Below are 24,562 nucleotides of genomic sequence, written 5' to 3' on the forward strand. Positions count from 1 at the left end.
GCTTCTAAACACTCAAAATGTCACTTTAGTCAGCTTTGAACGAGAGTGGAATTTCGGCTAACTGGTTGCCTTCGTTTGCTGGAAAAATAAGGTACTCGCCATGGTATTTCACCATCGATTTGTAGTCTGTTACCTTATGAACCATAAAGCCCGCTTGCGCTGCTTTCTCAACAAACTCAGCATGATTGCCACGCACAAACCAACTCATTGGCTTTACGAGCAACTCGCCATCAAAACAGCTTTCGCATTGGTCTGCACATAACGCTAAAGAGTTTTGACCTTCAGTGAAGATTTGTACTTTGCCGCACCCAATCAGTTGCTCAGATGTTGAGACTTCCCAGCCTGCTTGCTCCATCAAATCAAGAAAAGACTCAATATCTGAATCTTTGAACACTTTGGAGTCTTCACCTTCAGGGAAGAATTGCGCATAAAAAGAAGAAATACGTTTAAAGATAAACAACAAACCAGCATCGTTCCCCTTTGAGCGACCTGCTTTTTGCCAACGCGTTAAGTCATCGCCTACCGTACGTCCGAAACGTTGTGATTTTAGCGCCTTTGTTACCCAACGCACTAAATAATGGTTATTCGCAACAGGGGCATTGGCTAACTTACCTGAGCGATGCTCTTGATCTAACTCTTCAAGTGCTGAGTTAACCAAGTTTTGAATTTCTTTGGTGTAATTCGACATTACGCCTTTCTTCCTAAAGTCCAATAAAACAGTGCTGAAAGCACAGAACAAGCAAACATTACGATGATCATCGGCCAAGCAACATTCCCGGGCAGTGATGCCACCAGCGCACCAACCAATGAACCGATACCGAATCTTAATGTCCCCGCTAGAGACGACGCCGTACCCGCCATTGATGGGTAACCACTTAAAAGCAGCGCCATCGCGTTACTACCTATCGTCGACAATGTACCGATAAACAGCACAACAAAAGGTACAATGCCCCATAATCCGAAGTCCATTAACCAACTTACGAATAAACCAATCCCCGCCAAAAGTTGCACGAACAACCCAAAACGAAGCATGGCATGGGAACCAACTTTCTTCACCAAGCGACCATTAATACTGGTCATGATGATCATCGCCACAATGTTCAAACCAAATAGGTAACCAAAGTGGTCTGGTCGAACACCATATAAATCAATATAAACAAAAGAACCCGCCGTCAAAAATGCAAACATTCCGGAAAATGAAAACGCACCTGAGAGCATCAAACCGATCGCTTCAGGATTGGAGCATAATCTGGCGTAGTTTCTCAGCGTCGTGCGGAAACGAAGAGGCTGACGATTTTCAGGCTGTAACGTTTCAGGGATTTTCCAAAGTACGAGAAAAATCACAACTACAGCGAAAATAGCTAGTACCCAAAAAATGGAACGCCAACCAAACCAAATCGCGAGATGGCCACCGATCATCGGTGCCACCAACGGCGCAATAGTAATGACCAGAGTAACGAAGGACATTGCGCGTGCAAAGTCTTCACGGTCAAACATGTCACGCACGACAGCTTGGATAATGACCGCCGCTGCCGCGCCAGCAAAACCTTGTGCCGTACGTACATAGGTCAGCGCATCAATGCCATTTGTTGTCGCACTCACAACAGCAGCCAAGCCGAAGAAAAGTACGCCTAAAATCAACACAGGTCTGCGACCAAAGCTATCGGCAAGCGGCCCGTGAATTAACTGGCCGATCGCAAAACCCGCGGTATAAGCCGTCAACGTAATCTGAACCGCGCCAGGCGCGACCCCCAAACCTTTCGCAATTGTTGGCATCGCAGGCAAATACATATCGATCGCCAAAGGCGTCAAAGCACCAATCGCTCCTAGTACCAGAAACAATAGAAAACTGATTTGGGATTGCGGAGCACTTTGAGCTTTTTCTGTCATTCTTTTACCTCTTGTTGGAGCCCTACCGTCAATACTTGCAGAACAAAGTGAAAATAACGGAAGTTCTCATATCGCTGAATGTAGAAGCCAAAAACCTGTTCTATCCAACGTTCGAGAATCATAAGGGCAAATATGTACCAAGGTGTGACCTTGACGAACTCGACATAGAAAAGCATGTGAAAGCGAAATGTGTTTATGGGAAACAAACACAATGCAGTAAAAATGATGGCGTTGACACCATCATTCCATTCACCGTAGCCGAAGGCTTTGCAATAAGAGTATGCATGCATCAGCTAAATGCAAAGGCATATCACTGAGATGAGTAAGCACACCGGAATTGTCTAGGCACTAATTTTGGTAGGAAAATTTATTTTGAGCCAATTCCTACCAAAAGACTAGTTCCTATTAGGAACTAAAGAATTTCCCATGCCGACAATTAATTCCAAATAGAATCAATTTCTTCTTGCGTGAGGTAGCGATAATCACCTGGTTCTAGTGCCTCATCAAGTTCGATAGAACCAATACGCTCACGATGTAAGTACTCAACTTTATTTCCTAACGCCGCGAACATACGTTTCACTTGGTGATACTTACCTTCCACGATAGTTAACAATACTTCATTCTCGGCCTCGTTCACGATTTCCAAACGAGCGGGCAATGTTGCTTCTGATTCATTGCGCAAAATGATGCCTTGTTCGAGCTTTTCCGCGTAATCTGGCTGAATAGCATCGACGAGCCAAACACGGTACGTTTTCTCACACTTATGCTTAGGTGAGGTAATACGGTGAGACCACTTACCATCATCCGTAATCAACACTAAACCAGTTGTGTCGACATCTAATCGGCCCGCAAAGTGAAGGTTTTCAATTTTAGGCTCATCAAGCAATGCGAATGCAGTTTGGTTGTAGCCATCTTCATGTGAACAAACAAAGTCAGCAGGCTTATACAACATAATGTAACGAGGACCAGGAGCACCAATAACACGGTCTTCCCACATCACTTCCGCACCTTCAGGTACTTTAAATGCACCACTTTTTTGAACCTCACTGTCTACGGTGATGTCTCCACTTTTGATGATCTTTGTTGCCTGTTTGCGTGTTGCACCCAGAGCGTCACACAAATATTTATCTAAACGCATGAATACCTCATTGAATTATACCCAAGTGATCTCTAAATCTTGGTTTAAAGGTCACTTGGGTATAAAAGTCAGGTATTATAGCGTTCCTCGTTCGAATAGTTGAGCAATTTCACATATTTTCATGTACACACTTCGTCCTTATCAAGCCGACTCGGTTAAAGCCGTTATTCATTACTTTCGTAAACACTCGACACCAGCAGTGATCGTGCTGCCAACCGGTGCAGGAAAAAGCTTGGTGATCGCAGAACTTGCTCGCCTTGCGAAAGGACGAGTGTTAGTCCTCGCCCACGTAAAAGAACTGGTCGAGCAAAACCACGCAAAGTATGAAGGTTATGGTTTAAAAGGTTCCATCTTCTCAGCAGGATTGGGACGAAAAGAAACTGACCAGCAAGTCGTGTTTGCTTCGGTTCAATCGGTCGTACGTAACTTAGATTCGTTCAAAAACCAGTTTTCTCTGCTCGTTATTGATGAGTGCCATCGTGTGCCAGATGACAAAAACAGCAGCTACCAAAAAGTTATTACTCACTTACGAGAACTGAACCCTGGCATTAAGGTGCTAGGACTAACTGCAACGCCCTATCGTTTAGGAATGGGCTGGATTTATCAGTATCACACCCGAGGTCAAGTGCGAACCGAAGAGCCTCGATTCTTCCGCGATTGTATTTTCGAACTGCCGATCCGTTACTTGCTCGACGAAAACTTCCTCACTCCAGCCCGCATGATGGATGCGCCCGTTTTGTCTTACGACTTCTCTCAGCTGAAGCCCGCTAACACCGGACGCTACAAAGAAGCAGAAATGGACATGGTGATCGATAAAGCCAAACGTGCGACTCCACAAATTGTTGAGCAAATCATGCAATATGCGAAAGAACGTCAAGGTGTCATGATCTTCGCTGCAACTGTTCGACACGCACAGGAGATACACGGTTTATTGCCAGAAGGCGAAACTGAAATCGTCATTGGTGATACACCTACGCCGGAGCGCGATGCGATCATCCAAGCGTTCAAGAATCGTCAAATAAAATGCTTGGTCAATGTTTCGGTACTGACAACCGGGTTTGATGCGCCGCATGTCGATTTAATCGCGATTTTGCGACCAACAGAGTCAGTCAGTCTGTACCAACAGATAGTAGGACGAGGATTACGCTTATCAGACGGAAAATCAGAATGTTTAGTGCTTGATTACGCAGGCAACAGCTACGATTTATACCAACCTGAAGTCGGTGATCCCAAACCAGACTCTGACAGTGAAATTATCACGATTCCTTGCCCGGCTTGCGGATTCAATAACAACTTCTGGGGTAAGTTGGATAGTAACGGTTTCTTGGTTGAACATTTTGGCAGACGTTGCCAAGGTTACTTTGAAGATGAAGACACAGGCGAACGTGAACACTGTGGCTACCGTTTTCGTGCCAAATACTGCGGTGAATGTGGTGCGGACAACGATATCGCTGCACGAATTTGTCATGAGTGTGATGCGACGCTCGTAGACCCAGATAAAAAGCTAAAAGAAGCCCTTAATCTCAAAGATGCATTAATCTTTGAATGCACAGAAATGGACCTATCTGTATTTAAGTCCAGTGATGGTAAATCTCAGCTAAAAGTGACGTATTCTGGTGAACCATACCAAGGCGAAGGCAATGCGTTAGTTCATGAGTTTTGGTCATTGAGTACCAAAAAACAAAAACAAACGTTTAAAGATCAGTTCGTACGCCCCCACTTAGCAGACAAGCATCGCCCTTTTGAAGAGGCTTCACCGACACGTGTTGTTGCCAATCAACATCGTTTCCGTTTACCTCAGTTTGTTATTGCTAGAAAATCTGGTCGCTTTTGGAAGCTGCGAGATAAAATTTTTGAAGATGAGTTGAAATAACATCCACAACACATGGCAAAACTTAATTAGCTGATTCACTCTCTGTTCATCTATATCCGATATACTGCGGCTAACGCTCCAGAAAAGGTTTGACTATGTATAAAGCAACGACTTCTCTACATTCTGCGTTACTTTTCGGCCTTATTGCGACATTCATGTGTGCACCAAGTTTTGCCAAGCATGACAACGAGTACACATCACAAAATGGCCACGCCATCGTGCAAGATGTCGAAAAGCCAGGAACACGCATCGAATTCGATGAAGATCAAGATGAGGTCTACCGCGCGGTTCAACAAGGATATATACGACCATTTTCGGAACTTTACGCCGCAGTAGAAAACGACCTATACGGCCGAATCATCAAGGTCGAGCTTGAAGAAGATGATGATGCTTGGGTGTATGAATTGAAAATTCTGTACAACAACAGCGTCCTGAAAGTTGAGTACGACGCCGCCACGCTAGAAATGCTTGAGATCAAAGGTCGCAGCTTTAACAAAGCGTTAAAGCCGCAAAACAACTAAACTTGTCTAATGCGTCATCCAGACACGATGCGTAGCTTACTTCGATAAAAATCCAAACATAATAAGAATCATCAATATGAAAATACTTGTTGTTGAAGATGATCCTCGTTTAGGCGAGCAAATCATCGAAACATTAGAAAGTACCGGCTGGGTACCAGAATTGTCCCAAGATGGCATAGACGCTCTGTATCGCGCGACTTCGGAAGAATGGGACGCCATTGTTCTTGACCTCGGCTTGCCAAAACTGGATGGTCTTACCGTCCTAAAAGGCATCAGAGATGAAAACATTAATACTCCTGTCGTGATTCTAAGCGCTCGCGACACCCTAACGCAGCGAGTTGAAGGCTTAAACGCAGGTGCAGACGATTACCTAACTAAACCATTTGAAATGGTTGAGCTTATCGCTCGTATTCGTGCACAGCTTCGAAGAGCCTCTGGTAATGCCTCTCCTGTGATGCAAATTGGCGACTTGAGCTTGGATACACGCACTTCTAAAGTCATGTGGCAAGGTCAAGCGATAAGCTTGACGGCGCTAGAGTATAAAGTGGTCGCTTACTTTATGCATAACCCGGAAAAAGTGATTTCTCGAACCGAACTCGTCGAGCACATTTACAAACAAGACTTTGATCGTGACTCCAACACAATCGAAGTTTTTATCGGCCGAATTCGCAAAAAAATCGCACCAAAGATCATCAAAACTGTCCGAGGGTTGGGATACCAATTAAATGCCGAATAGAAACAGGCTACCGTTGAACGCAATAAAACGACTGAGTATCAAAAGTCGCCTCGTTTTAGCGGCGATCGTTTGGTTAACGGCAATGATCCTCGCCGCTGGTGTGACGATACCGACGCAGGTCTACAACTATATGGTTGATGACACTCGCTCACAGCTCAGCATTTTTATGGATGAAGTCGCAGCACAGTTAGAAGTCGATAACACCGGGCATCTTTCACTCGCAGCTCAGCTATCAGACCCTCGATTTAACCGACCTTACAGTGGTTTGTATTGGAGTGCCTCTACAGAGGCAAGCCTCGAACGTTCTCGTTCGTTGTGGGACAAAAAAATCGAATACAAAGGTTTGGATAAAGATGCGTATGGAGCAAGAGGCGAAAAACTAATTACGCTAGAAAAAGCACTGTATCTTCCTGATTACGATGGTCCTATTCACATTATTATTGGTATTGACGAAGAGCCCATTAAAAATACCCTTCAAACGTTAATCGGCCAACTTTGGCTTATTTTGGGTTTATTATTCGCGGGCGTACTTACCGTCATTTTACTGCAAATTGCTTGGTCATTGAGTCCGCTTACAAAGCTACAAAAAGAATTAGCCGAGCTGAAGTCTGGTAATAAAAAGAGTCTAGAAGAAACCTACCCAAAAGAGATTTCTCCTCTAATCTTCGACCTCAACGCTCTGCTGTTCCATTACCAAGAATTACTAGAGAGAGCTCGCAATCATGCAGGTAACCTATCTCATGCACTTAAAACGCCACTTTCTGTTCTAAAAAATGAAGTTCAGACGTTAGAACCTGAGGCACAATCCCGTCTCCGAGCTCCAATCAATCAAATACAAGACCATATCGATTACCATTTGGGTCGTGCCCGTATGGCCGGATCGATGAACATATTATCAGTGAAGTCGAACCCAGCAGATCGTGTGGATGCTATCTCAATGGCGTTTGATAAAGTGTATGCGAGCCGAAGCATTACCTTAATTAATGAACTTGATTCAGAGCTGAATGTAGCAGTAGAGCAGACCGATCTCGATGAAATGCTAGGTAACTTGCTAGAAAATGGCTATAAGTGGGCCAACAGCATGATTCGTGTGCACTCCTCTCAGGATAAGGAAAATATACACATCATTATTGAAGATGATGGGCCAGGCATCCCTAAAGAGAAACTGAGTCAAGTAATCAAGAGAGGAGTTAGATTGGATGAAACAACCCCTGGCTCAGGTCTTGGTCTAAACATAGTCAGTGAAATGGCACACAGTTACCGAGGTCAATTAACATTGGATACAAGCGCTTTAGGTGGATTAAAAGCATCTTTAGTCTTACATCTCAGCCGAACATAAAGCATATAACACATAAACTTTGTTTTTCGGACCATGATCAGTAAACCGATGAAAATGAAGTCGATGTGAACAAAATCCAAGCAAAGCGTTAAAAGGGATAGCCTTCCACCCCGCTAAATCATACCTTTTTGTTGATTTGGATACGATTTGGGTTGCCCATTTATAAGTGGAATGATAGTATCCGCGCTCGCTTGAACAGTTCCTGTTTCAAGCTTTACCACGAACAACAAGGTCGCATTGTTGATTGTGAACATTTGATTTTTACTAATTTGAGAGTAAATACTATGAAATTCGAAGCAGTAGTACGTACTGAACTAGGTAAAGGTGCGAGCCGCCGCCTACGTCACGCTGGCAAATTCCCTGCAGTTGTATACGGCGGTGAAGAAGCAGCAGTAGCTATCGTTCTTAACCACGACGACATCGTAAACCAAATGGACAAGCCTGAATTCTACGAAGGCATCGTTCTAGTTATCGATGGCAAAGAAGTTAAAGTTAAGCCACAAGACGTTCAACGTCACGCGTTCAAGCCAAAAGTTGAACACATGGACTTCATCCGTATCTAATTCCCTACCAAGGAATTAATCGGATTAAATCCAAACCTTTTGCATAAAAGATAATCGGACTTACCAACCGAGACATCTAAAAAATTTCAAAACCCCGGAGTCTTACCACCTCCGGGGTTTTACTATATTTGGCATATAGCATTTGATTTATGAGCGGGCAATATACTTCACTAAAGTGAGATCGGTCAGCGTCATACTCTCAATCACTTCCGACTCTTCCTCTCCAGTACGCACAAAACCACACTTCTTGTAAAAGTTAAGCCCCTGTTGATTAGTATCCAGTGCTTTCAAACTGATCTGCATAACTGACGTAGAGAGCAAACGTGTCTCTAACTCATCTAACAGTGCACTTCCTGCTCCTTGCCCATAATGTAGCGGCGTAACGTAGCAACATGTCACTAATGCCGTTTTATCTTCGCTGGTGTGGTTAGGTAACTCGTAACTTAAAAAGCCAACAATTTCTCCTTGCCTCTCAACTACGATCAATTGGGCCAGTTGCTCCGTCATCACTCGTGCCCACATCCTTTCTCGACGCTCAATCGTAAACTGCTCTATGTAGCTCTTTGGCATTAATCCTTTATACGCCACCTGCCAAGAATCAACGTGTATCTTGGCGATTTGGGCTGCTTCCTTTTTGAGTGCGTCCCTTACTGTGTATCTCATAAGCATCCTTTATTAGCGTTCACCACTTACAAATTCTTTTAACCCTACCCTTTAAACCAAAGCTCAAAGATAACGGCTACAGTCGCAACGCTTTACATTAATCCATTTCATTTTCATTAATTAAATGATAGTTCACATCATAATATTCGAAGAAGAACGATCCATTATTTACTTTTCATTTTGACTCATTAGGTTGAATCTATTTGTTTAAACACTCGAGTGTCAAATGCGGAATAAGCACGATAAGGTATCGGATGAGGATAAATAAACGATGCTTAAAGCATAACGTTTCTAAACGATCGCAATTATAGTAAAGAGATAAATACAATTTTTGATAGAGTTTGGCAGAATAAAGCCATGATCAAATGAGTTTAAGCTCTGTGCTGTTCATTATGCATACAAACCGCCACCCCTCATCATCAGAGCGAAAATTTATAACGATTTGTGTCATACCTATTAGGAAAAACATAAACTTGGCAAAATAATCACCAAAATCAGCGTAATACTTCGTAAAAATGCGCATTGATTCACACAAACAACACACATTCAATTAACTACCTCACAAAAAATAGAGCTAGCGATATAAAATAAATACTAAATACCAATTCTGTTTATTTATAGACGTAGTTTGCAGGCTTATTAATTCATTTCTCCGATAGAAGTATAAATAAGAGATAGATCACTAAAGTTTCACATTAATTCCGTATATTTCACGCCGTAACAATAACAAAATCACAAAGAAAGGATCCCTTATGAAGTTTTCCAAATCTCTTTTGGTAGTGGCAGTGGGCGCTGCGCTAGCAGGATGCGGCTCAGACAGCGACAATTCTCCAGTAACCTGCGAGACTGCAGATTCTTGTACTAAGTTCACCGTTCTCCACACTAACGATAACCATGGTCGCTTTTGGCATAACAGCGACGGCGAATACGGCATGGCTGCGCGTCACACTTTAATCGAATCTATCCGCGCAGAAGTCGAAGCAAAAGGCGGTGAAACCATTCTGCTATCTGGCGGTGATATTAATACCGGTGTACCAGAATCAGACATGCAAGATGCGGTTCCAGACTTCGTAGGGATGAACCTACTTGGTTACGATGCAATGGCTGTCGGTAACCACGAATTTGATAACTCACTAGATATTCTCGATATGCAAGCCGAGCTAGCTGACTTCCCTATGCTGGCTGCGAATATCTATAAAAAAGATACAAACGAGCGTTACTTCGACCCTTACAAAGTATTTACTATCAACGGCCTTAAGATCGCTGTTATTGGTCTAACAACGCAAGACACTGCGAAGCTAGTCAATCCAGACAACGTATCAAACATCCACTTCGAAGACCCTCAAGTAGAAATCAAAAAGGTACTGAAGGAAATCGAAGAGAACGAAAAGGTAGACCTAGTATTTGCAACGACGCACATGGGTCACTACGAAGATGGTAAAAACGGTAGTGAAGCACCAGGTGACGTGAAACTCGCTCGCTCTCTTGAAGAAGGACAGCTAAACGCTATCATCGGTGGTCACTCACAAAACCCTGTATGTATGGAACCAGGTACCAATGAGTATGCTGATTTCAAACCTGGGGATGATTGTGCCCCAGACCAACAAAAAGGCACTTGGATTATGCAAGCGCATGAGTGGGGTAAATATGTGGGTCGTGCAGACTTCGAATACTACGACGGCAAGCTTCACTTAGCGAATTACGCACTGATTCCTGTAAACCTTCTAGACGAAAACGATGAAGTTATCGGTGAACGAATTCAACAAGATGCAACGGTAAAAGCGTTACTACTGCCATACCAACAACAAGGTCAAGAGTTATTAGATGAGAAGATTTCTAATACGACGGGTAAGTTAGAAGGTGATCGTAACGTAGTTCGCTCTCAACAAACTAACCTAGGTCACCTACTCGGCGAGGCATACCGTACTTACAAAACGGTAAATGCTGACTTTGGTGTGATGAACTCTGGCGGCGTGCGTGATTCAATCCAAGATGGTGATATCACTTACCGTGACGTACTAACGGTTCAGCCATTTGGTAACTTCGTGACTAAAGCAACTATGACAGGTAAAGAAGTTAAAGAATACTTAGATGTGGTTGCGACGAAATCTGCAGGCTCTGGTGCTTACGCTCAACTAGATAACATCACTTTAGATGTAAATTGTGATGCTGGCTCAGTAACCATTACCGATATTAACAATAAAGGCTTCGATCTAGACGCAACGTACACATTCTCTGTAATCAGCTTCAGTGCTGCTGGTGGCGATAACTATCCAATCATCGATGTTCAATCTACACAGCTAACCGATGCATATGTTTTGCGCGAGTTCTTCGTAAACAACCAACAAATCTCTGCGGATAACTACAACAAGAACTTAGAGAACATCAAGTACTTCAGTAATGGCCAACCAGTAAAAGGCTGTCCTGCATCTGGTAGCTAATACTCAACACCTTACCCCTGGCACTAAGAGCTTTTACAAGCAATTTCGTCAGGGCTTTCCTCAAAACCGAAGCTTTGTGCTTCGGTTTTTTATTTTCGATAAATTACTGAAAACTCGCCACCTTCACAATATGTTCAAAAATTGTTCATTTGTGTTATTGACGCCCCTGTGTTGGGCTTCTATGTTTGATAAGGTCTTTTAAATATGCAGGTTCATCGGCTAAATTTCGCGAAACATTTTTAATCGCACAGTCAATGATTCTGAGAAAGATGTGAATGGCGTTACAAACACTGCTCTCAAACAATTTGTCTTTGGACTTCAAACGATGGTGATGTGCCTCCACGCGCACACTAATGAGCAGCGATCTGGACGTCAATGTGTTCAAACTGCTGCCATCGAGTTCTGGAGGTCAAAAATGAAACGAGCCAGCAATAGCTACAGACTCCAAATGATCAAAGAAGTAGTTACCCGTAGAGAGCGTGAAGCTTGTACGGATCCTATGGCGAGATACATTCATCAACTCATGGATGAACGCCCAACAAGTAAATTAGATGTTGAATTCAATCATCGATTTTCAGGAAATCACTTCGACGAACAAGCGGGAGGCTGGGTTAGCGACCGTTGGTCGATGAAATAACGCCAATTACCGCTTTATAGGGAAAATGGATAAGAGATTCCCGGTTCTTAAAGGACACCTTGCAGGACCGGGAATATGTCAAAGCCTAAGCAGAACCGAAAGCGAAGGCGTAACACCACAGACTGAACAAGAGTTCTAGAATAAGTCTTGTTGAGGCGATGACTCATCTTGAAGCTGTTCTGGCTTCGTCTTCCCCGCCAACATCTTTCTTCTGTACCTTTGACGACACAACTTAATAACGTGCAACTGCTGAGCGGGGGTTAAGTTAAGCCAATTAAACCTTTCCTCTCTCTTTCTCATACACCCCTTGCAATACCCTTTTTCATCGGAGGTACATACTCCAACACAAGGGCTTGGGACAGTAAAAAACTCCAGTTGCTCCATACTAAAACCGCTCTTTCCATATTAGGGCGTATTGGCCTAGTTTAAATAATGAGAAGATTAGTCAGCAACAAAATCTGCTATATACTTCGTTATGTCAAAAACATACGAAACCATAACCTTATGCTGACAAAAACAGTGTTTTATTACTTATACTTACCGCGTTTATAAAAACGGAGTCTATAAAATGAAGCTTAGCCTAAAAACGTTAGTTACAGCAATCTCTCTCCCTGTTCTTATGACTGCTTGTGCTAGCAACGGTGATGATGTGAAAGAAATAACGGCTCAAGATTTGCAGCACCACAACTGGGAACTTGTTCAAGTTGATGGCAAAAATATCGTTCTAGACGAACACCAAAAAGCTGCTCGCCTAGAAATCGGTGAAAATCTAACCGCAAACGGCAACGCAGGTTGTAACAACTTCTTCGGTCAAGCCGAGCTGAAAAACAACCAACTACGCATCGAAAAAATGGGCATGACCATGAAGATGTGTATGGAAGATCAAATGAAGATCGAAAACGCAATGACACAAACACTATCTAACTGGAGCGATATCACGCTAACTAAAGATGGTCTTGTTCTGAAAAGTGCCGATCACGAATTGACGTTTACACTACGTGACTGGGTAAACTAATCCCAACTAAGTAAACCAAATAGTATTTTGAAAGCAGCCAGACGGCTGCTTTTTTATATCGATGAATCGTTAGTCATGCATGCTAAAGTCATTTAAATGGCCAACTTTCTTTCTCTTTTCGCCCTCAATTCCATGCTTTAGACATCAATTTTGCTCTGTAAAACAACCTATTCATATCTCTGGGGACAATAATTTTCAATTACTTGAAAGAATATCCTCAAACAAACGGTCCGCTCCTAAATGACACCAAATTTGTCCTTTCTTCGTTTTGCTTCACATTGAGAGTAATTCTTTGAATCAATGAGTGATTCCGTTTGGGATTGGCATTGATAATAGAGAGAGATGAATTACTATCCTTGTAACAGAGCGGAACGACTTGCGAAAACATCAATAGAAACGAAAGCAAGCACCAAAAGACATAACACGGAATAGATATGAAAAAGCTACTCAGCAGCATTGGCATTTTAGCCACGACTTTTGCGACACCTTCTTTTGCCGATTCATCAGTGAATAGCGAATGGCAAAAAATCGAACAGCAAGCCGACGGGCAATCCGTCTACTTTCATGCTTGGGGCGGGAGCCAAGAAATTAATCGCTACATACAGTGGGCGAGTAGAGAGCTAAAATCACGTTATAACGTGACGCTAAACCACGTTAAAGTAACTGATATTTCTGAGACCACTACTCGACTTATCGCAGAAAAAGCGGCAGGCAAAAACAGCGGTGGTAGTGTTGATATGGTTTGGATCAATGGCGAAAACTTCAAATCAATGAAGGATAACCAATTGCTATTTGGTCCTTTTGTCGAAGGTTTGCCAAGCTGGCAATATGTGGATAAATCTCTACCAATTGATGTGGACTTCTCCGAGCCAACAGAAGGTCTAGAAGCACCTTGGGGAGTAGGACAATTAGTGTTTATCCATGACGAGCAAACCCTCCATAACCCTCCAAAATCATTCTCAGAAATGCTGAGCTATGCAAAAGCGTTCCCGAATCGCCTGACTTACCCTCGACCACCAGAGTTTCATGGCACAAGCTTTATCAAAGCATTACTCATTGAACTGTCTAACAACGCCCCTGAGCTGCAACAACCAGTTACCGATGACACGTTTGAACAAGTCACTCAACCGCTGTGGTCTTATCTAGATGAGTTCCATAAAGTCGCTTGGCGCGGTGGTAAGCAGTTTCCAGGCGGTACAGCAGAAACCCTTCAGCTACTAGATGATGGTCAGACTGACCTGGCGATTACCTTTAACCCGAACGCGGTTTTCTCTGCGCAGTCGAGCGGTAATCTTGCAGAGAGCACCAAAGCGTACGCAATGGACGCAGGAGCACTCTCAAATATCCACTTTTTAGCGATTCCTTGGAACGCAAATGCCAGTGCTGGTGCACAAGTTGCGATAAACTTTTTATTGAGCCCTGAAGCACAGTCTCGCAAAGGTAACCTAAACATCTGGGGCGACCCTTCGGTACTAAGCAACCAATACCTAACTGGTTCGGCCAAAAACACTCAACAATTCAAATCTATCGCTGAGCCACATCCAAGTTGGCAAGCGGCGTTGGAAAAAGAATGGTTGAAACGCTACGGGAATTAGTAAGAATCCATGTTAAGAGCGCTGTATTTAGTCATTATCGCAGTTTGTATTTTGCCTACCATTCCGGGACTACTTGGAGTGGTGGTCTCTGCGCTCGGTTATGTACCTCCTATCGGTCTACACCACTTTTCTTTTGATGGCTTCAATGCCGTCTTTGATTGGGAAGGTGTTTGGACATCCATCGGGCTTACTTTCTACTCCGCCATTTTCAGTAGCTACTTGGCTTGCTTCATCACGTTTGCCATTCTACAGGCGTCTTGGGGCAGCAAGTTTTGGCGAAAAATTGAAGTTAGCCTTTCCCCACTTCTCGCTATGCCGCACGTCGCGTTTGCAATTGGCTTTGCGTTCTTGTTTGCCCCAACTGGTATGGGCGTTCGTGTTCTCAACCAACTGTTTGGTTACGACCCGAATGCACAAACGGTGAATGACTTAGCATTGCTGATTAAAGACCCACATGCACTCGGTTTGGTCATCATGCTTGCGATTAAAGAAGTGCCGTTTTTATTGTTGATGAGTATTCCGATCCTTCAGCAATTGAAAGTCGATAAGGTTGAAAAAGTCAGTCACTCGATGGGCTACAGTTCCGCGCAAACGTGGTGGAAATGCGTATTTCCGCAATGGTTAGCAAAACTTCGTTTCCCAATGCTGGCGGTATTGGCTTACAGTTTGTCCGTTGTCGATGTCGCCCTGATTATTGGCCCTACCAACCCACCGACGTTCGCGGTTTTGGTATGGCAATGGTTTAACGATCCAGATTTATCGCTCCTACCAAGAGCTGCCGCTGGCGCAGTAATACTGTTTGCGATCGCTAGCGTTTTGATTGGATTTGCACGCTTAATGGAATGGTGTATTACCAAAGGCTTCAAACGCTGGCAGTACTCTGGTCGAAACGGGTTTCGTTTACCCGGTAAAACCCTATTTTCACTGATTGCTCTACTTGCACTTCTAATGATTCCACTCATGGTGCTGTGGAGCTTTGCCCAACGTTGGCGCTTTCCAGATTTGCTCCCAAGCCGTTACAGCCTGCGTTTTTGGGAATACGAATGGCACAGTATTCTAGGGACTCTAGAACAAAGTATGTCAATCGCCCTGATCAGCGCGACTGTCGCGCTAGTTCTTGCTTTAATAGCACATGAGTATCGTCTCCGTTATCGCTGGCAGGTGCCCGGTTACATCATCGCCATCCCGATGCTGATTCCTCAGCTATCCGTGCTATTCGGTATGCAAGTGGTAACACTGTACTTAAACAGTAACGCGTATTTCTTTTGGGTATGCTGGGCGCATGTATTCTTTGCGTTCCCATTTATTTACCTCTCGCTAGACGGTCCGTGGAGCAGCTTCGACAATGGGTTAACTCGTGTCGCTCTCAGCTTGGGTAAATCACCGATGCAAGCTTGGTTAAAAGTGAAACTACCAATCCTCCTGCCTGCGATTGCATTCGCATGGGCTATCGGTATTAGCGTAAGTCTGGCGCAATACCTACCGACATTGGTGCTAGGGGCTGGGCGCATTAGCACCATCACAACCGAAGCCGTTGCACTATCCAGTGGTTTTGACCGACGTGTCACCGCTATTTACGCTATTTGGCAAGCTCTGCTGCCATTCTTGTTCTTCTCTTTTGCGATACTGCTTAGCCACTTGCACAGGAAGTATCGCCGCTTGTCTATAAAAGGTTTACTACTGAATGAGTCTTTGTCTCGAAAACCTCGCCATCCGTAAAACCAATGGCGACGCGCTTTTCTCGGCGTTCAATATGACCGTTGAAAAAGGTGAAATCGTTACCCTGATGGGGCCTAGCGGTTGTGGTAAATCCACTTTGTTGGATGCCATTGCCGGGCACCTATCCGCCGAGTTCAACTACTCTGGATCCATTACGCTTGATAACGAAAAGTTGGATGCCCTCCCTGCCCATAAGCGTCAGGTCGGTATTCTGTTCCAAGAAGATTTGCTCTTCCCTCATTTAACGGTGTGGGAGAACCTTGCCTTCGCGCTACCAAACTCAATCAAAGGTGAAGAGCGTAAAGCTCACGCCATGCAAGCACTGAAGAACATTTCATTGACCAAACTAGCAGAGTCCTTTCCTGACCAAATTTCGGGAGGGCAACGCGCCCGTATCTCATTGACTCGTATGCTGCTAGCAAAGCCGAAAGTTGCGCTACTTGATGAGCCCTATAGCAAGTTGGATAAAGACCTGCGTGTACAATTTCGCAATTGGGTGGTCGAACAATTGCAGCAAGCGAACATCCCTACTTTGATGGTAACGCACGATGAAGATGATATTCCTGATGGCAGCCGCTGCCTAAACTGGCCGTGGGAGACAAATCATGCTTGATAGCCTGAGTATAAAGCTCATCCGCAAACCGCTGGCACTCAGTGCGACATATATCGATAAATGTGGCATCACCGCAAATCAGACGACAGTATTTGGTTTTGTGCTTGGCTGTTTTGCCCTGCCGGCTTTGATCACCGAACAGTACTTGTTGGCGTTGCTGTTTATTTTGCTGAACAGAATCTGTGATGGGTTAGACGGTGCACTGGCAAGGATTCAAGGCATTACCGATGCGGGTGGCTTTCTTGATATCAGCTTAGATTTTTTGTTCTATTCGTTGATTCCTTTTGGCTTTGTGCTTGCCAACCCAGAGCACAATGCCGTTGCAGGCGCATTTTTGATTTTTTCCTTCATCGGCACTGGTAGCAGCTTTTTGGCTTTTGCCATCATGGCAGGAAAACAAGGCATCGATAATCCGGTATATAAAAACAAGTCGCTTTACTACATGAGCGGCTTAACCGAAGGTACAGAAACCATTGGCTGCTTGGTTTTATTTTGTTTGCTACCGCAACACTTTGCCGTCATCGCGTATATCTTTGGCGCGGCATGCTGGTTTACTACTTTTACACGTATTTATTCAGGGTTTCATACGCTTAACGATCATTAATACTGCTTAGACAATCGCGTTTCCTTAAGGGACAGGCCGCTAAGCCACTGTTTTATAAAGCACCAAAACGCAGGTTAAATTGGGGTATATACTCTTTGAATGAAGAAACCATTCGGAGGCTATATGAAAAAACAGATCAATTTAGGCATGTTGCTCACCATTACTTGTGCGCTCGTGCTTGGCGGCTGTAGCTCACCTAACCCGTACGGAGATGCATACGGCTCATCCGACACTCGCAAAGTTCAGCAGGTTTACTACGGCACAGTAGAAAAAGTAGAACCCGTAACCATTGATGCCTCTACCCAATCCAATGCCATTGGCACCATCGCTGGTGCTGCCGTGGGCGGGATCTTAGGCTCAAAAGTTGGGGGCGGTTCTGGCTCGGATATCGCTGCCATTGGTGGTGGTCTATTGGGTGGCTATGCAGGCAGCAAAGCGGCTGAAGCAACCGCGAAAAGAAATGGCGTGAATCTGACCATTCGTTTAGAGGACGGAAAGATTATCTCTATTGTTCAAGAAGCAAATCCAAACATGATTTTCCAACCAGGCCAAGCGGTCCAAATCAATGTTTCTGGTAATGACGCCAGAGTCGTTCCTCGTTAATTCGGACGAACCAAACCTTTGGCCTGCTTTAATTCAAACACCTAACCCGCGCAAGCTTACATCACTGGCTTGTTAACTTGCGCGTTTCTTTTCGTATCAAACTTGATCGTCGTCAATGGAACATCAATCTCCCACACCTTTCGATGTTCAAATGACATCAAGTTGCTAGCATGAGCCCATTCCAGATAACTTTGGGCTTGTTATGACTCCGACTGTTGACCACGTACTCCTTAATATCGCGCTAAACCTCAGCTCAAATCGCTCTCACGAGCAGCAATATCAAAATCTCATTGATGGGGTCGCGCAAGTATTCCCATGTGATGCGAGCTGCCTGTTTATCTTCGATGAGGATGGTTTTCTAACTCCTGTCGCGGTAAAAGGCTTATCCAGCTCGGTCTTAGGTCGTCGCTATTTCCCCAAGGCGCACCCTCGCTTAGATGCCATTATTCATAGCCGTGAACCGGTGCGTTTCGATGCCGATTGTTCACTGCCGGATCCTTTTGACGGCACACTATTAACCGAAGACCAGTGCATTGATGTTCATGATTGCATGGGCTTTAGCTTGTATGTCGAAGGCCAACTTGTTGGCGCACTAACGATGGATGCCCTAACGGTGGGCGCGTTTGATGACATCGATCCTGTCGCTATCGAAACCTTTGCAGCTTTGACCGCTGCGACATTGCGTAACATTGCGCAATTAAAAGCACTCAAAACACAAAACCAGAAGCAAAAAAGTGTCACTCAAACCCTTATCCAGCAAGCCCGTTCTCAACATGGCGAAATGGTGGGTTTGAGTCCGCAGATCAACCAGTTACGAAACAACATTGCGACCGTTTCTCAATCAGATTACGCGGTACTTATCTTAGGAGAAACCGGAACTGGTAAAGAACTGGTCGCGCACTCGGTACACGCGCAATCTCATCGTAGCGATAAGCCGATGATTTACGTCAACTGTGCGGCTTTACCAGAAGGTCTGGCTGAGAGTGAACTGTTTGGCCATGTCAAAGGCGCATTTACAGGTGCTAATAGCCACCGTGCCGGTAAGTTTGAACTGGCAGACGGTGGAACGATTTTCCTTGATGAAGTGGGCGAACTGCCTTTGATTTTGCAAGCAAAATTGCTGCGCGTAATTCAGCAAGGCGAGCTGCAACGTGTGGGTAGCGATCAGCATTTGATGGTCAATGTGCGCATCATCGCCGCGACCAATCGACAACTAGAAAAAGAGGTCGAATCTGGCACGTTTCGAGCAGACCTTTTCCACCGTTTGAACGTGTTCCCAATCCAAGTCCCCCCACTGCGTGCCCGTGACGGGGATATTCCCGTTTTAGCAGGATATTTGTTGGAAAAAGTACGCCAACAATTCAATGCACCCAATCTGCACGTTCACCCTAAAGTGTTGACTCAATTGGAATCTTTACCTTGGTACGGAAACGTGCGCGAGCTCGAACACACTTTAACTCGCGCGGCTTTACACGCCATTCAACAAGGCGCAAGCACGATCATGCTTAACCATTTCGACACCTCATTGGCTCTCGATGATGTAAAAAACACATCGCATTATCTGCCTAAAGAAAGCCAACCAATGCGAGAGCTAATAGAAAGCTATCAACGTGATTTAATTGAACATGCTTTGAGCCAAACTGGTGGCGTTTGGGCAAAAGCAGCGGAGTTTTTACAAATGGATCGAGGGAACTTATATCGGATGGGTAAAAAGCTCGGGATCAATAAATAACCAACCACAAGAAGCCGATGTAATTAAGACATCAACCCCGTTGTCTTAATTACATCAATCATTCGCCTAAAAACAATAAAATCCTATATAAATCAACAAAATAAAAATTGGCACACATTCTGCTCTCTAGTGGTCAACATCACGACTATTAAAACAATCACTGGAGAACCCAATATGTTCTGTATTCAATGTGAACAGACAATTCAAACCCCTGCTGTTAAAGGTTGTTCTTTTGCACAAGGTATGTGTGGTAAAACTTCTGAAGTATCTGACCTTCAAGACGTGTTGGTTTACACACTGCAAGGGGTTTCTTTTTGGGCATCAAAAGCACTTGAATTCAACATTATTAACGATGAAATCAACCAATGGGCACCCAAGGCATTTTTCTCTACATTGACGAACGTTAACTTCGACCCTGAACGCATCCTAGAGTTAACTTCTCAAGCCGCAACGTACAAAGCATTGTTAAAAGAGCAAGTAATGTCTGCTGCGACTTTGTCAAACACCAACCTTACTGACATTCCTGCCGTTGCCAACTTCGAGCTACCAAACAGCGCAGAAGCGATCTTAGCTTTTGCTCCTCAAGTCGCGGTTAACCGTGGTAAAGACCAAGTACATGAAGATGTTATTGGCCTACGCCTACTTTGCCTATACGGACTTAAAGGTGCAGCCGCGTACATGGAGCACGCACGTGTTCTTGAGCAAACCAACAACGATATCTATGCCGAATACCATGAAATCATGGCGTGGTTGGGCACAGACCCTGAAGATCTTGGCGAACTACTTGATTGCTCAATGCGCATTGGCCTGATGAACTACAAAGTGATGGAAATGCTCGACCAAGGTGAAACAACGACCTTCGGCCATCCAGAACCAACCACGGTGAACGTCAAGCCAGTAAAAGGTAAATGTATTCTTGTTTCTGGCCATGATTTGCATGACCTAGAAAAAATCCTGCAACAGACCGAAGGCAAAGGCATTAACGTTTACACCAATGGTGAAATGCTGCCTGCACACGGCTACCCTGAGCTGAAGAAATACTCTCATCTTGTCGGTAACTACGGCAGCGCATGGCAAAACCAGCAGAAAGAATTCGCAAACTTCCCTGGCGCAATCGTAATGACGTCAAACTGTTTGTTGAATCCAAATGTGGGTCAATACGCAGACCGTCTATTCACCCGCAGTATTGTTGGCTGGCCTGGAGTGGCTCACATCGAAGGCGATGATTTTAGCCAAGTGATTGAATGTGCTCTAGCGCAAGACGGTTTCCAACACGATGAAATCGAACACCACATCACGGTTGGTTTTGGTCGCAATGCACTGATGAACGCCGCCCCTGCGGTTATCGACCAAGTGAAGCAAGGCAACATCAAACACTTCTTCCTAGTCGGCGGTTGTGATGGTGATAAAGCGGAACGCAGCTACTACACCGATTTTACGGCTGAAGCGCCAGAAGACACACTAATCCTGACGTTGGCGTGTGGTAAGTTCCGCTTCAACAAGAATACGTTCGGCGATATCAACGGCATCCCTCGCCTATTGGATGTGGGCCAATGTAACGATGCTTACTCTGCAATCCAGCTTGCACTTGCACTGGCGAAAGAGTTTGACTGTGACATCAATGAACTGCCACTCACGCTTGTACTTTCTTGGTTCGAGCAAAAAGCGATCGTTATCTTGCTAACGCTATTTGCATTGGGTGTGAAAGGCATTTACACAGGCCCTACTGCACCAGCATTCCTAACGCCAAACCTAATCGCCATCATCCAAGAGAAGTTCGATATGCGCAGTATTGGCAATGTTCAGGATGATCTAAAAGCCATCCTAGCAGCTTAATAAACTTGCTTGTTACGCGCCTCCTTACGCGGAGGCGCTATCTATTTCGAACCAAAATAGCCACAACCAAAGAGATTGTTATGTTTTTTGAATGGCAAGGTAACCAACCCGTCACACTCCGTTGCATCGACAAATACTTCGAAACACACGACACCGTCAGCATCAAATTGGCCGAACTAACCGAATCACTTCTGTTTCAGTTTAAGCCTGGCCAGTTTATTAACTTGGGCGTCGAAATTGATGGAAAAATGGAGTTTCGTGCCTATTCAATCAGCTCGATCAATGAAGACGATCACCTTCAACTCACAATCAAACGAGTATCTGGCGGTAAAGTATCGAACTACATCGTTGACTCGCTGCTGCTCGGTGATACTGTTCAAGCATTACCACCAGCAGGCGAATTTAACTGCATCGACCATCCACCCATGTTATGTGATGGCGAAACAAAAGCCTTGCTTATCAGTGCAGGTTGCGGCGTCACGCCCGTATTTTCGATGGCAAAGCACTGGCTGAGTAATCAAGATGAAAACGACAACGATGTGGACATCGCATTTCTTCATATTGCACGCAGCCCAGAAGAGACGATTTACTACGATCAGCTAGAAACGTTAGACGCTGTGTATCCCAACTTCAATTTAAAGTTGTTGCTGAAAAACCGCGAAGGAACATCGCATCCACAAGGTCGTTTGAATGCCGACTGGCTTAAAGAGCTTGTTCCTGATTTCAAACAGCGCACCGTTTACCTGTGTGGTCCAAGCCAGTTTATGCAAGATGTTCACGGCTATTTGAATGACCTTGGTTTTGACATGACGAACTTCTACCAAGAGAGTTTTACGCCAGCGACTGGCGCAGAATCATCGGTCTCCGATGAGACGGTTAACGTTTCTGTTCCTGATTTTGCTCAAAGCATCGATGCGCAAAAAGGTCAGGTACTGGCCGATGTGCTCGAAGGCGCAGGTTTACCATTAATCGTCGCTTGTCGAAGCGGAATTTGTGGCTCGTGCAAATGCAAGGTTCGTAAAGGCAGCGTATCTTCCACTAGCCTAGAAACATTGACGCCAGAAGAAATTGAACAAGGCTATGTGCTCGCCTGCTCATCAATCATCGAAGCGGATCTTGAAGTGCAGATCGGTTAATGCTGCTGGTATCGATCTTTTATTGTTTCCCGTCATTCCGGCGAGCCTAGGCGAGATCAGGAACCTAATATCAGCGTGTTAGGAATAACTCATTCTGATAATAGACTCTGAATCACACTCGCGTCTCGCTATTCAGATTGACGGGGTATCGCGGAAATGCCAGCCGTACTCAAACGGCTGGTACTATAGATAGGTACAACTTTCGTTTCGTCGTCATTGCTTCTCGCTAAACAACAACACTTTCAATGCTGCTTCGCTGTCTACGTCCATAAACTCTGGTGGGTTATCCAGACGCTCACGGAATGTCAACTCTGGCGCTTCTTCTTTCATGCTTTCAATCAAGAAGTCGCTTGTCACAGATGGCGAGTTCACACATGCCATCACTTGACCGCCTTCTGCCAACAAATCCGGCAATCGACGTAGAATCTTTTTGTAATCTTTCGTCAGCGCAAAGCTGCCTTTCTGGAATGAAGGCGGATCGATGATAATCAAGTCATACTGACCAGATTTTTTAATCTTACCCCACGATTTAAAGATATCGTGCCCCATAAAGCTTACCTGGTTGATGTTATGACCATTTAGCTTGTGGTTCTCACGACCTTTAGACAGCGACGCTTTTGCCATGTCGACGTTAACCACTTTATCTGCGCCACCCGCAATGGCAGCGACAGAAAAGCCACAGGTGTAAGCAAACAAGTTAAGCACGTTTTTGTGCTTCGCATTTTCGCGAACCCAATCACGACCGTAGCGCATGTCCAAAAACAGACCGAAGTTTTGGTTGCGGCCAATATCCAATTGGTATTTCAAACCGCTTTCTTCAACGACAGGGCGAGCGTCTAATTCACCGACAAGCACTTCTGAAGGCGCACCATCGGCATAACGGTGCTGAAGAACCATAGTGCGACCTTGCTTATCTGCCCACAGTTGTGATTGTGCCAACGCATTGAGGCCGCTTTTCAGCTCAGCGAGAAACGCGTCGTCGACTTCTTTAAACAAGTTGATGATCAACTGACCTTGTAACCAGTCACAGGTGATTTGCTCTAGGCCCTCAAAACGACGGCCACGACCATGAAACAGTCGACGAATTTCGTTCGGAGCTTGCGCGAGCTCGGTTTCTAGATGCTGAAAAAACAGCGGAAGTTGTGATACTTGCATCGAGTTCTCTTATTAGTTTTCTTTGTGACGGTTATTTGATCGTAGGCCAGTTCAGTTCCCAGGGGGAAAGCCAAGTATCCAAACCCTGAGAGACGGTTTCACTGTGCCATTTGTTACCAAGCACTTTGTATTCTCGTGGATCGCAAACAAAGCGATATTGCTCATCTCGGTATTGGAAGCAAAGTGAAAATGCGTGCAGATAACCGCGATCAGCCTCATTGCCTGCATTGTAAATCGGGTCGCCAACAATACCTGAGCCAACCGATTTTAATGCCACGCGGATTTGATGCGTTTTACCAGTGTGTGGCTTACATAAAAATAGGCGCTCTCCGGGCTCTGCCGCAAGAGAGAAAAACTGGGTAACGGCTGGGTTATTTTTGCTGTTGACCAGCTTCCATGATGAACGGCGCGAACGCTCCATATCACCAACGACCAAACCTTGTTTCTTTTTCGGCTTTTTAGAGCCAATCGCCAGATAGAACTTTTCCACTTGGCGGTCAGCAAAAGCTTGCGATAACGCACTGGCCGCTTTGGCGTTGCGTCCGAGGAGCAGAATACCCGATGTCATTTTATCCAAGCGATGGATAAGATAGAGCTGCTGCTCACCACTCTGCTTAGCCACTTCTTGCAGCAGCATTGTGTCGCCATCGTCTTTATGAACAGAGACGTTGGGATGCTTATTGATGATCAGAAAATCGGGATGGGTATGTAGAATATCGAACATAAAAAACTGGCTCCACGTTTGGAGCCAGC

Annotated in this window: 23 protein-coding genes; 16 read left to right on the top strand and 7 right to left on the bottom strand. The window is 44.8% G+C overall.

The window, feature by feature from the left end; genetic code table 11:
* Positions 1-25 precede the first annotated feature (25 nt).
* From R7E78_RS14625 to rsuA, 3 genes are all read right to left on the bottom strand, one after another.
* Complete coding sequence (locus R7E78_RS14625) at positions 26-688, bottom strand: DUF2913 family protein (RefSeq protein WP_017820847.1); 663 nt, start codon at positions 686-688, stop codon at positions 26-28.
* Positions 688-1,890 (bottom strand): Bcr/CflA family multidrug efflux MFS transporter, encoded by a 1,203-nt coding sequence (locus R7E78_RS14630; protein ID WP_318057991.1) that lies wholly within the window; start codon positions 1,888-1,890, stop codon positions 688-690. Before R7E78_RS14630 ends, R7E78_RS14625 begins: the two co-directional genes overlap by 1 nt.
* 436 nt (positions 1,891-2,326) lie before the next feature.
* Positions 2,327-3,028 (bottom strand): 16S rRNA pseudouridine(516) synthase RsuA, encoded by a 702-nt coding sequence (rsuA, locus tag R7E78_RS14635; protein ID WP_318057992.1) that lies wholly within the window; start codon positions 3,026-3,028, stop codon positions 2,327-2,329.
* A gap of 121 nt (positions 3,029-3,149) precedes the next feature.
* On the opposite strand from rsuA, the gene R7E78_RS14640 reads away from it, so the two are divergent.
* The 5 genes from R7E78_RS14640 (at position 3,150) to rplY (ending at position 8,060) form a co-directional block, all read left to right on the top strand.
* A complete protein-coding gene (locus R7E78_RS14640; protein ID WP_318057993.1) occupies positions 3,150-4,901 on the top strand; it encodes a DEAD/DEAH box helicase in 1,752 nt (583 codons plus the stop codon).
* Positions 4,902-5,056: 155 nt separating this feature from the next.
* A complete protein-coding gene (locus R7E78_RS14645; protein WP_372036143.1) occupies positions 5,057-5,422 on the top strand; it encodes a PepSY domain-containing protein in 366 nt (121 codons plus the stop codon).
* A gap of 76 nt (positions 5,423-5,498) precedes the next feature.
* On the top strand, positions 5,499-6,158 hold the full coding sequence (locus R7E78_RS14650) for a response regulator transcription factor (RefSeq protein WP_238952273.1): 660 nt from the start codon (positions 5,499-5,501) through the stop codon (positions 6,156-6,158).
* A complete protein-coding gene (locus R7E78_RS14655) occupies positions 6,148-7,497 on the top strand; it encodes an ATP-binding protein (protein WP_005378071.1) in 1,350 nt (449 codons plus the stop codon). Before R7E78_RS14650 ends, R7E78_RS14655 begins: the two co-directional genes overlap by 11 nt.
* A gap of 284 nt (positions 7,498-7,781) precedes the next feature.
* Positions 7,782-8,060 (top strand): 50S ribosomal protein L25, encoded by a 279-nt coding sequence (gene rplY, locus R7E78_RS14660; protein ID WP_005378066.1) that lies wholly within the window; start codon positions 7,782-7,784, stop codon positions 8,058-8,060.
* 147 nt (positions 8,061-8,207) lie between these two features.
* Here the strand turns inward: rplY and R7E78_RS14665 are convergent, their stop codons facing one another.
* The gene (locus tag R7E78_RS14665) at positions 8,208-8,723 is read right to left on the bottom strand and encodes a GNAT family N-acetyltransferase (protein WP_017634886.1); all 516 of its coding nucleotides are present in this window, start codon (positions 8,721-8,723) and stop codon (positions 8,208-8,210) included.
* Between the two features lie 752 nt (positions 8,724-9,475).
* On the opposite strand from R7E78_RS14665, the gene ushA reads away from it, so the two are divergent.
* Together ushA and R7E78_RS14675 are read left to right on the top strand one after the other, a co-directional pair.
* Complete coding sequence (gene ushA / locus R7E78_RS14670) at positions 9,476-11,164, top strand: bifunctional UDP-sugar hydrolase/5'-nucleotidase UshA (protein ID WP_258489344.1); 1,689 nt, start codon at positions 9,476-9,478, stop codon at positions 11,162-11,164.
* 415 nt (positions 11,165-11,579) lie between these two features.
* The gene (locus R7E78_RS14675) at positions 11,580-11,801 is read left to right on the top strand and encodes a hypothetical protein (RefSeq protein ID WP_005386686.1); all 222 of its coding nucleotides are present in this window, start codon (positions 11,580-11,582) and stop codon (positions 11,799-11,801) included.
* Positions 11,802-11,936: 135 nt separating this feature from the next.
* Here R7E78_RS14675 and R7E78_RS14680 read toward each other — a convergent pair whose 3' ends face one another.
* Positions 11,937-12,185 (bottom strand): DUF1289 domain-containing protein, encoded by a 249-nt coding sequence (locus R7E78_RS14680; RefSeq protein ID WP_005378062.1) that lies wholly within the window; start codon positions 12,183-12,185, stop codon positions 11,937-11,939.
* Between the two features lie 184 nt (positions 12,186-12,369).
* On the opposite strand from R7E78_RS14680, the gene R7E78_RS14685 reads away from it, so the two are divergent.
* The 9 genes from R7E78_RS14685 (at position 12,370) to R7E78_RS14725 (ending at position 22,654) form a co-directional block, all read left to right on the top strand.
* Complete coding sequence (locus R7E78_RS14685; RefSeq protein ID WP_005378077.1) at positions 12,370-12,816, top strand: META domain-containing protein; 447 nt, start codon at positions 12,370-12,372, stop codon at positions 12,814-12,816.
* A 434-nt stretch (positions 12,817-13,250) separates the two neighbouring features.
* Positions 13,251-14,411, top strand: a complete 1,161-nt coding sequence (locus tag R7E78_RS14690; RefSeq protein ID WP_005378079.1) for an ABC transporter substrate-binding protein — start codon at positions 13,251-13,253, stop codon at positions 14,409-14,411.
* A gap of 9 nt (positions 14,412-14,420) precedes the next feature.
* Positions 14,421-16,130 (top strand): thiamine ABC transporter permease, encoded by a 1,710-nt coding sequence (locus R7E78_RS14695; RefSeq protein WP_318057994.1) that lies wholly within the window; start codon positions 14,421-14,423, stop codon positions 16,128-16,130.
* The gene (locus R7E78_RS14700; RefSeq protein WP_042522013.1) at positions 16,096-16,743 is read left to right on the top strand and encodes an ATP-binding cassette domain-containing protein; all 648 of its coding nucleotides are present in this window, start codon (positions 16,096-16,098) and stop codon (positions 16,741-16,743) included. The genes R7E78_RS14695 and R7E78_RS14700 overlap by 35 nt, the downstream gene beginning before the upstream one ends.
* The gene (locus tag R7E78_RS14705; RefSeq protein WP_047100743.1) at positions 16,736-17,347 is read left to right on the top strand and encodes a CDP-alcohol phosphatidyltransferase family protein; all 612 of its coding nucleotides are present in this window, start codon (positions 16,736-16,738) and stop codon (positions 17,345-17,347) included. Before R7E78_RS14700 ends, R7E78_RS14705 begins: the two co-directional genes overlap by 8 nt.
* Positions 17,348-17,470: 123 nt before the next feature.
* Positions 17,471-17,950 carry a glycine zipper 2TM domain-containing protein gene (locus tag R7E78_RS14710; protein ID WP_005386695.1) on the top strand — a complete coding sequence of 160 codons (480 nt, stop codon included), beginning with the start codon at positions 17,471-17,473 and terminating at the stop codon, positions 17,948-17,950.
* Between the two features lie 202 nt (positions 17,951-18,152).
* Complete coding sequence (gene norR / locus R7E78_RS14715; RefSeq protein ID WP_318057995.1) at positions 18,153-19,682, top strand: nitric oxide reductase transcriptional regulator NorR; 1,530 nt, start codon at positions 18,153-18,155, stop codon at positions 19,680-19,682.
* Positions 19,683-19,856: 174 nt separating this feature from the next.
* The gene (hcp, locus tag R7E78_RS14720; protein WP_025499867.1) at positions 19,857-21,518 is read left to right on the top strand and encodes a hydroxylamine reductase; all 1,662 of its coding nucleotides are present in this window, start codon (positions 19,857-19,859) and stop codon (positions 21,516-21,518) included.
* An 80-nt stretch (positions 21,519-21,598) separates the two neighbouring features.
* Positions 21,599-22,654: a hybrid-cluster NAD(P)-dependent oxidoreductase gene (locus R7E78_RS14725; protein WP_318057996.1), complete on the top strand. Its 1,056-nt coding sequence runs from the start codon at positions 21,599-21,601 to the stop codon at positions 22,652-22,654.
* A 213-nt stretch (positions 22,655-22,867) separates the two neighbouring features.
* On the opposite strand, the gene R7E78_RS14730 is transcribed toward R7E78_RS14725, so the two are convergent.
* Both R7E78_RS14730 and R7E78_RS14735 read right to left on the bottom strand, forming a co-directional pair.
* A complete protein-coding gene (locus R7E78_RS14730) occupies positions 22,868-23,809 on the bottom strand; it encodes a class I SAM-dependent methyltransferase (RefSeq protein ID WP_171342727.1) in 942 nt (313 codons plus the stop codon).
* A gap of 31 nt (positions 23,810-23,840) precedes the next feature.
* Complete coding sequence (locus R7E78_RS14735) at positions 23,841-24,533, bottom strand: TIGR01621 family pseudouridine synthase (RefSeq protein WP_017634666.1); 693 nt, start codon at positions 24,531-24,533, stop codon at positions 23,841-23,843.
* Positions 24,534-24,562 lie beyond the last annotated feature (29 nt).

The sequence above is a fragment of the Vibrio sp. YT-19(2023) genome (assembly GCF_033337395.1).

Excerpts from the sequence above, each read along its gene's own strand:
- R7E78_RS14625 (WP_017820847.1), bottom strand. The coding sequence starts at position 688 with ATGTCGAATTACACCAAAGAAATTCAAAACTTGGTTAACTCAGCACTT.
- R7E78_RS14630 (WP_318057991.1), bottom strand. The coding sequence starts at position 1,890 with ATGACAGAAAAAGCTCAAAGTGCTCCGCAATCCCAAATCAGTTTTCTA.
- rsuA (WP_318057992.1), bottom strand. The coding sequence starts at position 3,028 with ATGCGTTTAGATAAATATTTGTGTGACGCTCTGGGTGCAACACGCAAA.
- R7E78_RS14640 (WP_318057993.1), top strand. The coding sequence starts at position 3,150 with ATGTACACACTTCGTCCTTATCAAGCCGACTCGGTTAAAGCCGTTATT.
- R7E78_RS14645 (WP_372036143.1), top strand. The coding sequence starts at position 5,057 with ATGTGTGCACCAAGTTTTGCCAAGCATGACAACGAGTACACATCACAA.
- R7E78_RS14650 (WP_238952273.1), top strand. The coding sequence starts at position 5,499 with ATGAAAATACTTGTTGTTGAAGATGATCCTCGTTTAGGCGAGCAAATC.
- R7E78_RS14655 (WP_005378071.1), top strand. The coding sequence starts at position 6,148 with ATGCCGAATAGAAACAGGCTACCGTTGAACGCAATAAAACGACTGAGT.
- rplY (WP_005378066.1), top strand. The coding sequence starts at position 7,782 with ATGAAATTCGAAGCAGTAGTACGTACTGAACTAGGTAAAGGTGCGAGC.
- R7E78_RS14665 (WP_017634886.1), bottom strand. The coding sequence starts at position 8,723 with ATGAGATACACAGTAAGGGACGCACTCAAAAAGGAAGCAGCCCAAATC.
- ushA (WP_258489344.1), top strand. The coding sequence starts at position 9,476 with ATGAAGTTTTCCAAATCTCTTTTGGTAGTGGCAGTGGGCGCTGCGCTA.
- R7E78_RS14675 (WP_005386686.1), top strand. The coding sequence starts at position 11,580 with ATGAAACGAGCCAGCAATAGCTACAGACTCCAAATGATCAAAGAAGTA.
- R7E78_RS14680 (WP_005378062.1), bottom strand. The coding sequence starts at position 12,185 with ATGGAGCAACTGGAGTTTTTTACTGTCCCAAGCCCTTGTGTTGGAGTA.
- R7E78_RS14685 (WP_005378077.1), top strand. The coding sequence starts at position 12,370 with ATGAAGCTTAGCCTAAAAACGTTAGTTACAGCAATCTCTCTCCCTGTT.
- R7E78_RS14690 (WP_005378079.1), top strand. The coding sequence starts at position 13,251 with ATGAAAAAGCTACTCAGCAGCATTGGCATTTTAGCCACGACTTTTGCG.
- R7E78_RS14695 (WP_318057994.1), top strand. The coding sequence starts at position 14,421 with ATGTTAAGAGCGCTGTATTTAGTCATTATCGCAGTTTGTATTTTGCCT.
- R7E78_RS14700 (WP_042522013.1), top strand. The coding sequence starts at position 16,096 with ATGAGTCTTTGTCTCGAAAACCTCGCCATCCGTAAAACCAATGGCGAC.
- R7E78_RS14705 (WP_047100743.1), top strand. The coding sequence starts at position 16,736 with ATGCTTGATAGCCTGAGTATAAAGCTCATCCGCAAACCGCTGGCACTC.
- R7E78_RS14710 (WP_005386695.1), top strand. The coding sequence starts at position 17,471 with ATGAAAAAACAGATCAATTTAGGCATGTTGCTCACCATTACTTGTGCG.
- norR (WP_318057995.1), top strand. The coding sequence starts at position 18,153 with ATGACTCCGACTGTTGACCACGTACTCCTTAATATCGCGCTAAACCTC.
- hcp (WP_025499867.1), top strand. The coding sequence starts at position 19,857 with ATGTTCTGTATTCAATGTGAACAGACAATTCAAACCCCTGCTGTTAAA.
- R7E78_RS14725 (WP_318057996.1), top strand. The coding sequence starts at position 21,599 with ATGTTTTTTGAATGGCAAGGTAACCAACCCGTCACACTCCGTTGCATC.
- R7E78_RS14730 (WP_171342727.1), bottom strand. The coding sequence starts at position 23,809 with ATGCAAGTATCACAACTTCCGCTGTTTTTTCAGCATCTAGAAACCGAG.
- R7E78_RS14735 (WP_017634666.1), bottom strand. The coding sequence starts at position 24,533 with ATGTTCGATATTCTACATACCCATCCCGATTTTCTGATCATCAATAAG.